This window comes from Streptomyces sp. NPDC005374 (genome assembly GCF_042872225.1).
In the GTDB taxonomy this organism is placed as follows: Bacteria; Actinomycetota; Actinomycetes; order Streptomycetales; family Streptomycetaceae; genus Streptomyces.
In genome coordinates this window covers 100,895-114,561 of the sequence record NZ_JBIAKA010000016.1, presented here as the reverse complement: position 1 = coordinate 114,561, position 13,667 = coordinate 100,895, and the positions used below count along the sequence as shown (strand labels likewise).

Sequence of the window (13,667 nt, the reverse complement as noted above, 5' to 3'; positions counted from 1 at the left end):
CATGCAGTTCGGACGCACCTACGAGGAGTTCGAGGTCGGGGCGGTCTACAAGCACTGGCCCGGGAAGACGGTCACGGAGTACGACGACCACCTCTTCTGCCTCCTCACCATGAACCACCACCCGCTCCACATGGACGTCAACTACGCCGAGAAGACGACGGACTTCGGCAAGAACGTCGTGGTCGGGAACTACATCTACTCCCTGCTGCTCGGCATGTCCGTGCCGGACGTCTCCGGCAAGGCGATCGCCAACCTGGAGATCGAGTCGCTCAAGCACGTGGCGCCGACCTTCCACGGCGACACGCTCTACGGCCAGACGACCGTGCTCGACAAGTGGCCGTCCAAGTCGAAGAACGACCGCGGGATCGTGTACGTGGAGACCAAGGGCTACAAGCAGGACGGCACGCTGGTCTGCGTGTTCCGCCGCAAGGTGCTGGTGCCGACCGAGACGTACATCAAGGAGCGCGGCGGCGAACAGCCCGGCCGCCCGGAACTTCAGGAGGGCTGAGCCCCATGGCACGCCTCGCCCAGACCGCCGGTCTGACGGACATCCAGCAGGAAATCCTCTCCACGGTCCGCGACTTCGTGGACAAGGAGATCATCCCGGTCGCCACCGAGCTGGAGCACCGCGACGAGTACCCGCAGCAGATCGTGGACGGGCTCAGGGAGTTGGGCCTGTTCGGGCTGATGATCCCCGAGGAGTACGGCGGTCTGGGCGAGTCGCTCCTGACGTACGCGCTGTGCGTCGAGGAGATCGCCCGCGGCTGGATGTCGGTGTCCGGCATCATCAACACCCACTTCATCGTGGCGTACATGCTCAAGCAGCACGGCACGCAGGAGCAGAAGGACCACTTCCTGCCGCGCATGGCGGCCGGTGACATCCGGGGCGCGTTCTCGATGTCGGAGCCGGCGCTGGGTTCCGACGTGTCCGCGATCACCTCCAAGGCGGTCAGGGACGGCGAGGAATACGTCCTCAACGGCCAGAAGATGTGGCTGACGAACGGCGGAACGTCAAGTCTGGTGGCCGTTCTCGTCCGAAGTGATGAAGGACACTCCCCGGAAGAGGCAGCCGCCAAGCCCCACAAGTCGATGACGACCTTCCTGATCGAGAAGGAGCCCGGTTTCGGAGAGGTCCGCCCCGGCCTCACCATCCCCGGGAAGATCGACAAGATGGGCTACAAGGGCGTCGACACCACCGAACTGATCATGGATGGCCTGCGACTTCCGGCCGATCGCGTGCTCGGCGGGGTCACCGGGCGAGGTTTTTACCAAATGATGGACGGGGTCGAGGTGGGCCGCGTCAACGTGGCGGCTCGTGGCTGCGGCGTCGCTCAACGTGCCTTCGAACTGGGCGTCCGGTACGCGCAGCAGCGTCACACCTTCGGCAAGCCGATCGCCCAGCACCAGGCGATTCAGTTCAAGCTGGCCGAGATGGCTACCAAGGTCGAGGCCGCGCATGCGATGATGGTCAACGCGGCACGCAAAAAGGACTCCGGGGAGCGAAACGACCTTGAGGCAGGGATGGCGAAGTACCTCGCCTCCGAGTACTGCAAGGAGGTCGTTGAGGACGCCTTCCGGATCCACGGCGGCTACGGCTTCTCCAAGGAGTACGAGATCGAGCGCCTCTACCGTGAGGCCCCGATGCTGCTGATCGGTGAAGGTACCGCCGAGATCCAGAAAATGATCATCGGTCGCAGGCTGCTCGAAGAGTATCGGTTCCAGGGCTAGATGTCCGGATACGGGGTGTTTTCTTGGAGAAGAAGATCACACCCCGTCAACGCGCTTCAAACCCCGACTCGGCTTCCTGGCTTGCCCAGTTGTGGCCCTCGACCGGTACGATCCCGGAAAGCCGCCGTCCCCCGTCTAGTGCGCGGCATCATCCGCTACGAAGGTCATCCATGCCCCACAGCCAAACCTCTGCACCTCGCGACAGCCTGGCAGGCGTACGCCTGGCGCGCGGAGCATCGCCGTGGCTCCTTCCGACTGTCGCCACCGCAGCCGTCAGCCTGCTGCGCGCACGCCGCTCCGGCGTCGCGAAGGCCGTCGCCGTGCCCACCACCGCGCTGGCGGCGGGCATGCTGTGGTTCTTCCGCGACCCCGAGCGCGAGATCGCGCAGGGCCGGGTCATCTCGCCCGCCGACGGTGTGGTGCAGAGCATCATGCCGTGGAAGGACGGTCGCACCCGGGTCGCGATCTTCATGAGCCCGCTCAACGTCCACGTCAACCGCGCGCCGCTCTCCGGCACGGTGACGTCGGTCGAGCACATCCCCGGCGGGTTCGTTCCGGCGTTCAACAAGGAGAGCGAGAACAACGAGCGCGTCGTCTGGCACTTCGACACCGAGCTCGGTGACATCGAGATGATCCAGATCGCCGGCGCGGTGGCCCGCCGTATCGTCCCCTACATCCCGCAGGGCACGAAGGTCGAGCAGGGCGAGCGCATCGGTCTGATCCGCTTCGGCTCGCGCGTCGACATCTACCTGCCGGAGGGCGTGGACGTCGCGGTCGAGGTCGGCGAGAAGACGGTGGCTGGGGTGACTCGCATTGACCGTGATTGATCCTGAGACCCAGGCGGGCTGGGTGCCCGAGGCCGACGTGGCCGACGACGAGGAGGAGATGCCCCTTTCTCTCCGCCTCTCAATAGCGGACACCCTCACCCTCGGCAACGCCACGTGCGGCTTCATGGCGGTGTACTTCACCACCACCGGAATCCTGATCCCGCACCTCACCGACAGCCAGGAATCCGGCATGGCCCGCAACAGCGCGGCCACGGCGGTCATCCTGATGCTGTGCGCGGCGGTCTTCGACCTCTTCGACGGCCTGGTGGCGCGCAAGCTCCGCTCCTCGCCGATGGGCGCGGAGCTGGACAACCTCTCCGACCTGATCAGCTTCGGCCTCGCGCCGGCGTACTTCGTCCTCGTCTACGGCATGGTCGCGGACGACGCGTCGCAGAAGGTCGCCGCTGTCGGGGCGGTGGTGGTGCTTCTCGCGGTGGTGCTGAGACTCGCGCGGTTCTCCTGTGTGACGGTGAAGGACGGCACCTTCCAGGGCATGCCCTCGCCGTTCGGCGCACTGACGGTGGTCTCGATCGTGCTCCTGGAGCTCCCGTTCGTGGCGACGCTCCTGGCGATCGTGGGTACGGCCTGGCTGATGGTGAGCCGGGTCGAGTACCCGAAGCCGCGGGGCCGCCTCGCGGTCGCGATGCTGTCCTGGATCGTCCTGGGGATGGGCCTCCTGGCGGCCTGGGCGTTCGGCGCCCCGGGCGGTCAGCTCCTCCTCCAGACGGGCTGCGCCCTCCAGCTGGTGATGGGCGCGGTGATCCCCCTGTTCGCCACGGCCCGCCGGGTGAACAACTTCCGCGACAACCGGCGCGAAGCCCGGGCGGCCCAGCTGCCGTAAGGCTCCGCCGTACCGCTCCCGAAGGGCCCGAACCGATGACGGTTCGGGCCCTTCCGGTGTCTCACGCCCCCGGCGTGTACGCCTCTGCCGCCTCCGAGGCCGCCGCCTCCCGTACGACCTTCATGCCGCCCGTCACGTTCTTGTCGGGCTGGAGGATCACGCTCTCGTGGGAGGAGGGTGACTTGGGGTCCGTGAAGTCCTGGGTGACGCCGAAGCCGATGTCGTAGGAGCCGATGGACAACAGGGCCTTGTCGACGCCCTCCCTGGTGAGGTCCTTGTTCGCGCAGGCCTTCTTCAGGGCCTCGCCGAAGGCCGACGCGGCGGTCCAGCCGGCGACGATGCCGTTGTCCAGGGCGTCGTCCGGGTAGGCGGCCCGGTAGTCGGCGACGAGCTTCTTCGCCTCCGGGGTGTCCGCGCCGATGGGGAGCGAGGGTGAGGCCACGTAGTAGTTCTTCATCAGGGCCGGGCCCGCCTGGGTGGCCAGGAGCTGCGGAGCGAAGGCCGAGTTGTTGCCGATGACCGGTACGGCGAAGCCACTCGCCGCCGCCACTCCGACCAGCGAGGCCGCCTGCCGCGGGCCCGCGCTGAGCACGATCGCCTTGACGCCGGCCTGCTTGAGGGCGGTGACCTGGGCGGTCATGTCGTTGTCCGTCGGCTTGATCTTCTGCTCGACGACGGTCAGCCCGGCCTCCTTCGCGATGTGCTTGGAGCCGACCAGGGCGCTCTCGCCGTAGTCGCCCTCGAAGTAGACGTGACCGATCCTGTCCCCCTTCTTCACTCCCTTCTCCTTGATCAGGAAGTCCACCGCGTTGATCGTCTCGATGTCGTAGGTGGACCCGATCACCCTGATGTACGGGCTGCCGAGCAGCGCGGCCGACCAGGCCTGTGGGAGCACCAGCCCCTTGTCCTGTCCGTCGATGCGCTGCTTGACCGCGGCGACGAAGGGTGAGCCGATGAACTGCGCGAAGCCCAGCACCTTCGGCTCCAGCTCGGTGTAGCCGGAGACCGCCTTCTGCGGGTCGTAGCCGTGGTCGCGGACCGACAGGGCCACTTTGTAGCCACAGACGCCTCCGGCGGCGTTGAGCTGCTTCACGTACAGCTGCTGGGCCTGGGTGACGCTCTTGCCGAGGGTCGCGTAGACGCCGGTCATGTCGGTGAGCGCGCCGAGCGTGATCGTCTTCCCGGAGATGCCCTTCCCGGTCCTCACCCCGCCCGCGGTCGCCTTGTCACCGTTGCCGTCGTCGGAGTCCTTGGCCTTGGAGCTGCACCCGGCCAGCACCAGCAGCGCGGCGAGCGCGCCCGCGGCGGCCCTGGCGCCGTATGTCCTGATCATCGTTCCTCCCCTGAATGGGTTGTGACTCGACGCCGTACGGCCGTCCCGACCAGGCCGCCGGGCAGGAACAGCACCACCAGCACGACGGCGGCGCCGTAGAGGTACCGGGATGCCTCGCCCGGTGCGATCCCGCCCGTGCCGGGGGCGGAGACCAGCGGCAGCGCATCGCTGTAGCGGGTCAGCAGTTGCGGCAGCAGGGACACGAACACGGCTCCCGCCACCGCCCCGGAGACCGAGCCGAGCCCGCCGATGACGATCATCGCGAGGTACTCGAGCGAGAGCGTGATGCCGAAGTAGTCGGGCACCGTCCGCTGGAAGACCAGCGCGAGCAGCACACCCGCGAGGCCCGCGTACATCGACGACAGCACGAAGACGGCGGCGCGGTGGCGTGCGACCGGCACGCCGAGCACTCCGGCGGCGATGCGGTGGTCGCGGATGGCGTTCATGGCCCGGCCCGGGCGGCCGCGCAGGACGCCCCGCGCGAAGAGGGCGCCTGCCGCCAGCAGGACCAGACCGGCGTACCAGAGCTTCTCCGCCGACCCGAACGGCACGGCGGCGACGAGCAGCTCGCGGTCGTCGAAGGTGAGGCCGAACAGGTTCAGCGGCGGCACGTCACGGCCGTTGGCACCGCCGGTCAGGTCGTGCGCGTTGAACATGACGTGCTGGCCGATGAAGACGAGCGCGAGCGTGGCGATGCCCAGGTAGGCGCCGCTGAGCCGCCCGGAGATCGGGCTGAACAGCCCGCCCGCGGCGCCCGCGGCCAGCACCGCGAGCACGGCCGCGAGCCAGGTCGGCAGCCCGAGCCCGGTGAGTCCGTCGCCGCCGTCGGCCGCGAACACGCAGTAGGTGTAAGCGCCGACCGCGAGGAAGAAGGCGTGCCCCATGGAGAGCTGCCCGGTCGCCCCGGTGAGGAGGTTGATGCCGATCGCGCCGATGGCGGCGGCCATCGCGAACAGACCCGTCTGGAGCCAGAACCGGTCCAGGTAGAAGGGCAGGGCGAGCAGGACCACTCCCCCGGCGGCCCAGAGGTACGTGCGGGAGCGGACCGCTCGCCACGGCTTCACGAGGGCCTCAGACACGGGCGAGCTCCTTCGTGCCGAACAGCCCCGCGGGCCGTACGAGCAGGATCGCGACCATCACGAGGTAGGGCGCGAGATCCCCCAACCCGCGCCCCAGGAAGGTCAGATCGCTCTGGTAGCCGGTGGCGAGGGACTCCGTCACGCCGACCAGCAGCCCGCCCACCAGCGCACCCGTCGTGGAGTCGAGGCCGCCGAGGATGGCGGCCGGGAACGCCTTGAGCGCGGCGAGGGAGGTCGCCCGTTCCAGCCCCGGCGTCGGGAACACGGTGAGGAACAGGGCCGCCACGGCGGCGAGTCCGCCCGCCACCGCCCAGGCGCCCAGCGACACCCGGCCCAGTCGCACCCCCATCAGCGCGGCCGTCTCCGCGCTCTCCGCCGCCGCCCGCATCGCGACCCCCCACGAGGTGTGGCGGAACGCCAGCAGGAACGCGGTGATGAGCAGCGCGGCCGCCACGAACGCGGCGATCCGGGTGTGGGCCAGGGAGATCGGCCCGAGCCTGAGCACGGCGTCGCCCCACGGGTCGCCGAGTGCCAGGACGTCCGTGCCGATACGGCGGGTCAGTTCGGTCGTGAGCAGTATGTCCACGCCGATGGTGACGATGGCCAGGACGCTGTGGTCGCTGCCCCGGTACCGCCGCATCACCAGGAACTCCACGGCCGCCCCGACCAGCGCGGCCCCCGCGACGCCGGCGAGCAGCGCGGGCCAGAAGCCAATGTCGTCGTGGAGGACCGCGGTGACGTACCCGCCCGCCAACAGCAGTGACGCGTGGGCGAAGTTGACGACCTCGGTGGCCCGGAAGATCACCACGAAGCCGAGCGCGATGAGGGCGTACACCGACCCCAACGAGACGCCGTTCAGGAGGATTTCGGTGAGGGTGCTCATGGCGCGGTCCCCAAGTAGGCCTGTACGACGGCTGGATCGTTCTGCACGTCCACGGGGGCGCCGTCGGCGATCCGGCGCCCGAAGTCCAGTACGGTCACCGCGTCCGCGAGCCGCATCACCACCCCCATGTCGTGTTCCACCAGCACGATCGAGATGCCGAGGGAGTCGCGAACTCCCGCGATCACTGAAGCCGTTCGGCGCCGTTCGTCGGCGGTCATGCCCGCGACCGGTTCGTCGAGGAGCAGCAGGCGGGGTTCCATGCACAGCGCGCGGGCGAGTTCGGCGAGCTTCTGCTGCCCGTACGGCAGGGAGCCCGCGGGCCGTGGCAGACAGTCCGCGACGCCGACGAACTCGGCTATCTCGCGCACCCGTTCGCGGTGTCGCCGTTCCTCGCGGGCAGCCGAGGGCAGCCGGAGTCCCGCGGAGAGGAAGCCGGTCCGGGTGAGCCGGTGCCGGCCGAGGAGCAGACAGTCCTCGACCGAGGCGCGGGGCGGCAGCGCGAGGTTCTGGAAGATGCGGGCGACACCGAGGGCGGCGATGCGGTGCGGCGGCATGCCGGTCAGCTCGTGCGGGCCGAGGCGGACGCTGCCCTCGGTGGCCCGGTAGACGCCGGAGAGGACATTGAAGCAGGTTGACTTTCCTGCCCCGTTGGGGCCGATGAGGGCGTGGACGGTGCCGGGGCGCACGGTGAAGCTCACGTCGTCGAGGGCGGTGAGTCCGGCGAAGCGGACGGTGAGGTGACGTACCTCCAGGGCCGGGGAGTTCACCCCTCCCACCTCGCCAGGGTCCGGCCCGTCGCCTGTTCCGCGTCGGCCGCCGCGTCCTCGTCGACCACTCCCAGGTAGCGGCGGCGGACCTCGTCGGAGGCGGCCAGGTCGGCGGCGGGGCCCGACAGGGTGACCTCGCCGACTTCGAGGACGTACGCGCGCGTGGCGAGGCCGAGGGCGAGTGCCGCGTTCTGTTCGACGAGGAGGACGGAGGTGCCCTGGGTGTTGATCTCCCGGACGGTGTCGGCGATGCGCCGGGCCATGAGCGGGGCGAGGCCGAGGGAGGGTTCGTCGAGGAGAAGCACGCGCGGGGTCGCCATCAGGGCGCGGGCGACGGCGAGCATCTGCTGTTCGCCGCCGGAGAGGAGTCCGGCGCGCTGTGAGGCGCGTTCGGCGAGTACGGGGAACAGTTCCTGGACGCGGTCGAGGGCGGTGGACCGTCCCGATCTCGTGCCGCCGAGGGCGCCCGCGCGCAGGTTGTCGGCGACCGTCATGCGCGCGAACACCCTTCGCCCCTCGGGCACTTGGGACACCCCCGCGGCGACCACCCGGTCCGGGCCCAGCCCGTCGAGGCGGCGGCCGTCCAGGGTCACCGTGCCTTCGGTGACCGCGCCGCCGTGGAACGAGAGGGTCCGGCTGATCGCGCGGAGCAGCGTGGACTTGCCCGCGCCGTTACCGCCGAGCACCGTCACCACGGCTGCCTCGGGCACCTCCAGGGACACCCGGCGCAGGGCCCGCACGGGGCCGTATCCGACCGACAGGTTCTGGACGACCAATCCGGCTGACGCCATGGGCTCCCCCGTGTCCGCACTCGGTGTGGCGCTCACCCCAGCACCGGCAAAGGCGTGCGTCCACGGCTCGCGGCGGAATCGCTGCGGGTGCCCAGCGGGGCGGTGCGGTCGTTGTGCGCGTGCACAACACCGCGTGTCAGGGGCCTGTGCGCGGCAGTGTTCCGGTGGCATCCTCCGGCCATGGGAGGGCGACGGCCGCGGACCGGTCATGACTGGAAGCTGCTCGCGGAGTCCTGCACGGCTCTGCTGGAACAGGTGCCCGAGCTCGTCGACGAGCATCTCAGGCAACTCACCGACCACTCCCCCGTCTACGCCCAGGTGCTGTCGCACGACCAGCAGTGGCGGGAGGCGGAGGAGGCGATGCGGATCGGCATCGAGACGATCTCCGCGCCGCGGGACTCGCCGCGCCGCGACCTGCAGTACGCCGAGGACGCGGGCCGGCGCCGGGCCCACCAGGGCCTCCCGCTGGACCTCCTGGTGCACGCCTACCGGAACGCCGGCTACCTGGTGTGGGACGCGCTCGTCGAGGGGACGGCCGGGCGGGAGCCGGAGCGGCTCGCGGCGCTCATGCGGTCGACGACGATGGTGTGGTCGGCGGTGGACGCGCAGGCGCAGGCGGCGTCGGAGGCCTACCGGGCCACCGAGGCGGAGCTCAGACGGCGCACGGACGAACAGCTCCAGGCGCTCCTCGACGCCCTGTTGGAGGGACAGGCGACGCCCGGGCTCGCGGCGCGGGCGGCGGCCGGGCTCGATCTGCCGGAGCACGGGCCGTACGCGGTGGTGGTGCTGCGGGCCGAGCGGCGGGAGGCGACCGAGCGGCCGGTGCGGGGCGCCGGGTTCCGGTTCATCTGGCGGATGCGGGCGGACGGCGAGGTGGCGGTGGTGGCGCTCGCGCCGGGGCAGGGCCTGGACGGCGTGGCGCGTGCGTTGGAGGGCCGCTGCTCCGGGCCCGGCGGGATCAGTCCCGTGGTGCCGGGGCTCGCCGAGCTGGGGCGGGCCCGGCGGCTCGCGGAGCTGGCGCTGCGCACGTGTCCGCCGGACGCCACCGCGGTCGTACGCCTTGATCAGCGGATGCCGACCGCGCTGGTGGTGAGCCAGCCGGAGCTGGCCGACCGCCTGGTGAAGGACGTGTTCGGCGCGCTCCTGGAGCTGGAGCCCGCCGACCGGGCCGTGCTGCTGGAGACCCTCGACGTGTGGCTGGTGTGCGAGGGATCGGCGGGGCGGGCGGCCGGACGGCTGTACTGCCATCGCAACACGGTCTTCAACCGGCTGCGGCGGCTGGAACAGCTCACGTCCCGGTCACTGGCCCGGCCCCGCGATCTCATCGAGATGACGCTGGCGCTGGACGCGTACCGGTTGTCGGGGGTGCGGGGGTGAGCGGCGGCCGGCGGGGGGGCGGGAGACGGTCCGTTCCCGATGGGTCTCGGCGGAGCGGGCGGGCGGATCGGATTCGGCGGGGCGGCGGCCCGGGCGGCCACTTGGGGCGGTCCCCGGCGGGCCTCTGCGGCGACCGCCGGGCCTATGCGGGCCTCGGCGGGGAGGAACCCCTCCAGCAGCTCGCCCCTTCCAACGGCTCAGCCCGAGGATCGCGGCACCTGAATGACGCCCCGGTGCCCCCTGAACCCCCTGACCCCCCTCAGACGAGGAAGTCCCGGGCGATCCGCTCCGCCACGTCCTCCAGGATCGGCCCGGCCTCGGCGATGCACCGCTGGATGTCCGGCTCCGCGTCGGTGAGCGGATAGGCGCGGCGGATGCCGGCCCTGCCGATGGCCTCCGGTGGCAGCGCGAGGCGGCCGCACACGGCGATGACCTCCTTGTCCGCCGCGCGGGCGGCGGCGGCGACGCCCGCCGGGGCCTTGCCGTGCAGGGTCTGCTCGTCCAGGGACCCCTCACCGGTGATCACCAGGTCCGCCCGCTCCAGCGCGGGCGCGAACCCGAGGACGTCGAGCATGACGTCGATACCGGGGCGGAACCTGGCGCCGACGAGGAGGGCGCCATAGCCGATGCCGCCGGCCGCGCCCGCACCCGGCGAGGACGCGTACGCGGCGGCCTTCGCTCCGACGGACTCCTCCAGCACCTTCGCGAAGTGGGCCAGCGCCGAGTCGAGCGCCTCCACGTCGTCCGGGGCGGCGCCCTTCTGCGGGCCGTAGACCGCGGGGGCGCCCTTGGGCCCGGTCAGCGGGTTGTCGACATCGCTGGCCAGGACGAGGTCGATGTCGGCGAGCCGCGGGTCCAGGCCCGACAGGTCGGCCGAGGCGAGGTCGGCGAGGCCTTCGCCGCCGGGTGCCACGGGCTCGCCATCGGCGTCCAGGAAGCGGGCACCGAGCGCGGAGAGCATTCCGGCACCGCCGTCGGTGGTGGCGCTGCCGCCAACCCCGAACACGATCGTGCGGGCACCGGCGTCCAGCGCGGCGCGCAGGAGCTCTCCGGAGCCGTACGTGGACGCCGTGAGCGGGGCGAAGACACCCGCGGGCAGCCGCTGGAGGCCACTGGCCTCGGCCATCTCCACGACGGCCGTGTCCCCGCGCACCGCGAAGGCGGCCGTGATCTCCTGCCCGAGGGGTCCGGCGACCGGCACCTCCCGGCGCTCGAATCCGGCCGCGACCGCCGCGGCGACGGTGCCGTCACCGCCGTCGGCCACGGGCAGCGACTCGACCTCCACGCCCGGCACGACCCGGCGCAGCCCGGCCGTCACCCGCTCCGCGACCTGCACGGCCGTGAGCGATCCCTTGAACTTGTCCGCGGCGATGAGCACGCGCTGTGTCACGTTTTCCCCTTGCTCTAGGGCCTCGCGCACGTCAAGGCCAGTCGCGCCGCTGCGACCCTAACCGCAGACGCCCCCCGCCGTCATGCCCCGACCGGACCCTGAGAAGGCCCTGCGAACCCTCTGTGCGGACTCCCGGAATCGGGTAGACCGGAGCTATGACCCCTGTGGGCACTGAGCCAGAGCTCGCCGACCGCATCCTCGGGGGCTGGCTGGGCCGGATCGCGGGCAACATGCTCGGCAAGCCGGTCGAGCAGGGCGACCTGTGGACGCGGGACCGGATCGACCGCTATCTCCGGCAGGCCGCCGCCCTGCCCCTGACCGACTACCTTCCCGAGCCCGTCGGCGAGAGCGACGGCTTCGAGCTGCGCCCCGAGTGGCGCGAGTGCGTGCGCGGCCGCATCCACGGCAGCTGCCGCGACGACGACGTCGACTACGCCATCCTCGGCCTCGACCTCCTGGAGACCCACGGCTTCGCCTTCAGCACCGAACAGGTCGGTGACCTGTGGCTGCTGAGGCTGCCGTATCTGCAGACGTTCACCGCGGAGCGGGCGGCCTACCGCAACCTCGCGAACGGGCTGAAACCGCCGCTGACGGCGACGTACGACAACCCGTGCCAGGAGTGGATCGGGGCGCTCATCCGCGCCGACATCTACGGCTGGACCTGCCCCGGCGTCCCGCGTCGCGCCGCCTCCCTGGCCCGCCGGGACGCGGTGCTCTCGCACACCGGGAACGGCGTGTACGGGGCGATGTGGGCGGCGGCGCTGATCTCGGCGGCGTTCACGGCCGACACCGTGCGGCACGCCGTGGACCAGGCGCTCGCCGTGATCCCCGCGAGCAGCCGCCTCGCGCGCACCGTACGGCGTGTCGCCTCCCTCCATGACACCCGGATGACCTGGGAGGACACACTGACCACGGTTTCGGAGGAGACCGCCGGGCTCGGCTGGATCCACACGATCCCGAACGCGGCGGTCCTCACCGCCGGGCTGCTGTACGGCGACGGGGACTTCACCCGCACCATCACGCTGACCGTGCGAGGCGGTCTGGACACCGACTCCAACGGCGCGACCGCGGGCTCGGTGGCCGGGGTGCTCACGGGTGCGCAGGCGATTCCCGCGCAGTGGACGGAACCGTTGGAGGACCGGGTGCGCAGTGCGGTGTTCGGGTTCGACGGGGTGCACATCAGCGAACTGGCGGAGCGGACGGTGCGGTTGGCGGGGGCGGAGGGGTAGGCGCGTCGGAGACCATGGCAGGAGCAGGTCTCCCGAGGAGTCCGACGAAGCTCGTTACTCTTCGGAGGTGACCAGCTCCCAGGACTTCGCCACGTACATCGCCGGCCTTCCCCGTGTCCTCGCCGGTGCCGCCGCTCTCTTCCGTGACGCCACGGGCCGGGTGCTGCTCGTCGAGCCCAACTACCGTGAGGGCTGGGCGCTTCCGGGCGGCACCATCGAGTCCGACCAGGGCGAGACCCCGCGCCAGGGCGCGCGCCGCGAGACCCTCGAGGAGATCGGCCTGGACCGTGAGCTCGGGCGGCTGCTGGCCGTCGACTGGACGCACGGCACCGCCCGCCCGCCACTGGTCGCCTACCTCTACGACGGCGGCGTCCTCACCGAGAACGACTTCAAGGCGATCCGCCTCCAGGAGGAGGAGTTGCTGTCGTGGCGGCTGGTGCCCCGCGAGGAACTCACCGAGTATCTGCCGGGGGCGCTCGGCCGCCGGGTGCTGGCCGCGCTGGATGTTCTCGCGGACGGTACGGGAACCGTCGAGCTGGAGAACGGCCGCCAGGTCTCCTGACTCTCACAAGACCCTTTACCGGCCCCATTGCTCAGGGCGGGAATCAGAGTTCCCCGCTCACGGCCGGCTGCGGCCCCGCGTCGATATCCCTTGGCCCCGAGCGGGCAACGGCTCCTATCCTCGCCCCATGAACAAGCCCCTCGTCGCGCTCCTCAGCGGCGCCGGTATCTCCACCGACTCCGGGATCCCCGACTACCGCGGCCCGAACGGACTGTGGCGCAAGGATCCGGAGGCCGAGAAGCTCGTGACGTACGACTACTACATGGGCGATCCGGAGATCCGTCGCCGCTCGTGGCAGATGCGGCGCGCGAACCGGACGCTGAAGGCCGAGCCCAACGCCGCGCATGTGGCGGTGGCCGAGCTGGAGAAGTCCGGCGTGCCGGTGCGGGTGATCACGCAGAACGTGGACGGGCTCCACCAGCTCGCCGGGATGCCCGCCCGCAAGGTCCTCGAACTGCACGGCACCGCACGGCAGGTGGTGTGCACCAAGTGCCACGCCCGCGGTCCCATGGAGGACGCGCTCGCCCGCGTCGAGGCCGGCGAGGAGGACCCGCCGTGCCTGGAGTGCGGCGGCATCCTGAAGTCGGCGACCGTGATGTTCGGCGAGCGTCTCGACCCCGTCGTCCTCGGCGAAGCCGTCGCCATCACCAAGGCCTGCCAGGTCTTCATCGCCGTCGGCAGCAGTCTTCAGGTGCAGCCCGCGGCCGGGCTCGCCGGGGTCGCCGCCGACCATGGCGCCCGGCTCGTCATCGTCAACGCCGAGCCGACACCGTACGACGACCGGGCGGAGCAGGTGATCCGGGAACCGATCGGTACGGCGCTGCCCGCGCTTCTGCGCACGTTGAGTCCTCAGAGCTGAA

General features: G+C 71.0%; 14 protein-coding genes. 8 read left to right on the top strand and 6 right to left on the bottom strand.

Translation table 11 applies throughout. From position 1 onward, the window contains the following. Position 1 precedes the first annotated feature (1 nt). The 4 genes from ACFYRX_RS34340 (at position 2) to pssA (ending at position 3,396) form a co-directional block, all read left to right on the top strand. Complete coding sequence (locus ACFYRX_RS34340; protein WP_171144605.1) at positions 2–508, top strand: MaoC family dehydratase; 507 nt, start codon at positions 2–4, stop codon at positions 506–508. Between the two features lie 5 nt (positions 509–513). Continuing rightward, complete coding sequence (locus ACFYRX_RS34335) at positions 514–1,728, top strand: acyl-CoA dehydrogenase family protein (RefSeq protein WP_389108388.1); 1,215 nt, start codon at positions 514–516, stop codon at positions 1,726–1,728. Positions 1,729–1,898: 170 nt separating this feature from the next. Then, positions 1,899–2,555: a phosphatidylserine decarboxylase gene (locus ACFYRX_RS34330; RefSeq protein WP_389108722.1), complete on the top strand. Its 657-nt coding sequence runs from the start codon at positions 1,899–1,901 to the stop codon at positions 2,553–2,555. A 22-nt stretch (positions 2,556–2,577) separates the two neighbouring features. Continuing rightward, on the top strand, positions 2,578–3,396 hold the full coding sequence (gene pssA, locus ACFYRX_RS34325) for a CDP-diacylglycerol--serine O-phosphatidyltransferase (RefSeq protein WP_389108719.1): 819 nt from the start codon (positions 2,578–2,580) through the stop codon (positions 3,394–3,396). Between the two features lie 61 nt (positions 3,397–3,457). On the opposite strand, the gene ACFYRX_RS34320 is transcribed toward pssA, so the two are convergent. From ACFYRX_RS34320 to ACFYRX_RS34300, 5 genes are read right to left on the bottom strand one after another with little or no spacing between them, the layout of a single operon-like run. Then, positions 3,458–4,729 carry an ABC transporter substrate-binding protein gene (locus tag ACFYRX_RS34320; RefSeq protein WP_389108385.1) on the bottom strand — a complete coding sequence of 424 codons (1,272 nt, stop codon included), beginning with the start codon at positions 4,727–4,729 and terminating at the stop codon, positions 3,458–3,460. Further along, positions 4,726–5,808: a branched-chain amino acid ABC transporter permease gene (locus ACFYRX_RS34315; protein ID WP_389108383.1), complete on the bottom strand. Its 1,083-nt coding sequence runs from the start codon at positions 5,806–5,808 to the stop codon at positions 4,726–4,728. The genes ACFYRX_RS34320 and ACFYRX_RS34315 overlap by 4 nt, the downstream gene beginning before the upstream one ends. Next, positions 5,801–6,691, bottom strand: coding sequence for a branched-chain amino acid ABC transporter permease (locus tag ACFYRX_RS34310; protein ID WP_389108380.1), 891 nt, complete (start codon positions 6,689–6,691; stop codon positions 5,801–5,803). Before ACFYRX_RS34310 ends, ACFYRX_RS34315 begins: the two co-directional genes overlap by 8 nt. Further along, entirely contained in the window at positions 6,688–7,458 is a 771-nt protein-coding gene (locus ACFYRX_RS34305) for an ABC transporter ATP-binding protein (protein ID WP_389108377.1), read from the bottom strand. Before ACFYRX_RS34305 ends, ACFYRX_RS34310 begins: the two co-directional genes overlap by 4 nt. Then, positions 7,455–8,249 carry an ABC transporter ATP-binding protein gene (locus tag ACFYRX_RS34300; protein WP_389108374.1) on the bottom strand — a complete coding sequence of 265 codons (795 nt, stop codon included), beginning with the start codon at positions 8,247–8,249 and terminating at the stop codon, positions 7,455–7,457. Before ACFYRX_RS34300 ends, ACFYRX_RS34305 begins: the two co-directional genes overlap by 4 nt. A gap of 180 nt (positions 8,250–8,429) precedes the next feature. On the opposite strand from ACFYRX_RS34300, the gene ACFYRX_RS34295 reads away from it, so the two are divergent. Further along, entirely contained in the window at positions 8,430–9,626 is a 1,197-nt protein-coding gene (locus ACFYRX_RS34295) for a PucR family transcriptional regulator (RefSeq protein WP_389108371.1), read from the top strand. A 259-nt stretch (positions 9,627–9,885) separates the two neighbouring features. Here ACFYRX_RS34295 and ACFYRX_RS34290 read toward each other — a convergent pair whose 3' ends face one another. Continuing rightward, complete coding sequence (locus tag ACFYRX_RS34290; RefSeq protein WP_389108716.1) at positions 9,886–11,004, bottom strand: glycerate kinase; 1,119 nt, start codon at positions 11,002–11,004, stop codon at positions 9,886–9,888. Between the two features lie 167 nt (positions 11,005–11,171). On the opposite strand from ACFYRX_RS34290, the gene ACFYRX_RS34285 reads away from it, so the two are divergent. From ACFYRX_RS34285 to ACFYRX_RS34275, 3 genes are all read left to right on the top strand, one after another. Further along, a complete protein-coding gene (locus tag ACFYRX_RS34285; RefSeq protein WP_389108368.1) occupies positions 11,172–12,245 on the top strand; it encodes an ADP-ribosylglycohydrolase family protein in 1,074 nt (357 codons plus the stop codon). A 67-nt stretch (positions 12,246–12,312) separates the two neighbouring features. Then, the gene (locus ACFYRX_RS34280; protein WP_389108365.1) at positions 12,313–12,807 is read left to right on the top strand and encodes an NUDIX domain-containing protein; all 495 of its coding nucleotides are present in this window, start codon (positions 12,313–12,315) and stop codon (positions 12,805–12,807) included. 127 nt (positions 12,808–12,934) lie between these two features. Continuing rightward, the gene (locus tag ACFYRX_RS34275; protein WP_389108362.1) at positions 12,935–13,666 is read left to right on the top strand and encodes an NAD-dependent deacetylase; all 732 of its coding nucleotides are present in this window, start codon (positions 12,935–12,937) and stop codon (positions 13,664–13,666) included. The last annotated feature ends 1 nt before the right edge of the window (position 13,667 follow it).

Bases quoted from the DNA above. Each gene is read 5' to 3' on its own strand.
- ACFYRX_RS34340 (WP_171144605.1), top strand. From the start codon at position 2: ATGCAGTTCGGACGCACCTACGAGGAGTTCGAGGTCGGGGCGGTCTAC.
- ACFYRX_RS34335 (WP_389108388.1), top strand. From the start codon at position 514: ATGGCACGCCTCGCCCAGACCGCCGGTCTGACGGACATCCAGCAGGAA.
- ACFYRX_RS34330 (WP_389108722.1), top strand. From the start codon at position 1,899: ATGCCCCACAGCCAAACCTCTGCACCTCGCGACAGCCTGGCAGGCGTA.
- ACFYRX_RS34320 (WP_389108385.1), bottom strand. From the start codon at position 4,729: ATGATCAGGACATACGGCGCCAGGGCCGCCGCGGGCGCGCTCGCCGCG.
- ACFYRX_RS34310 (WP_389108380.1), bottom strand. From the start codon at position 6,691: ATGAGCACCCTCACCGAAATCCTCCTGAACGGCGTCTCGTTGGGGTCG.
- ACFYRX_RS34300 (WP_389108374.1), bottom strand. From the start codon at position 8,249: ATGGCGTCAGCCGGATTGGTCGTCCAGAACCTGTCGGTCGGATACGGC.
- ACFYRX_RS34295 (WP_389108371.1), top strand. From the start codon at position 8,430: ATGGGAGGGCGACGGCCGCGGACCGGTCATGACTGGAAGCTGCTCGCG.
- ACFYRX_RS34285 (WP_389108368.1), top strand. From the start codon at position 11,172: ATGACCCCTGTGGGCACTGAGCCAGAGCTCGCCGACCGCATCCTCGGG.
- ACFYRX_RS34275 (WP_389108362.1), top strand. From the start codon at position 12,935: ATGAACAAGCCCCTCGTCGCGCTCCTCAGCGGCGCCGGTATCTCCACC.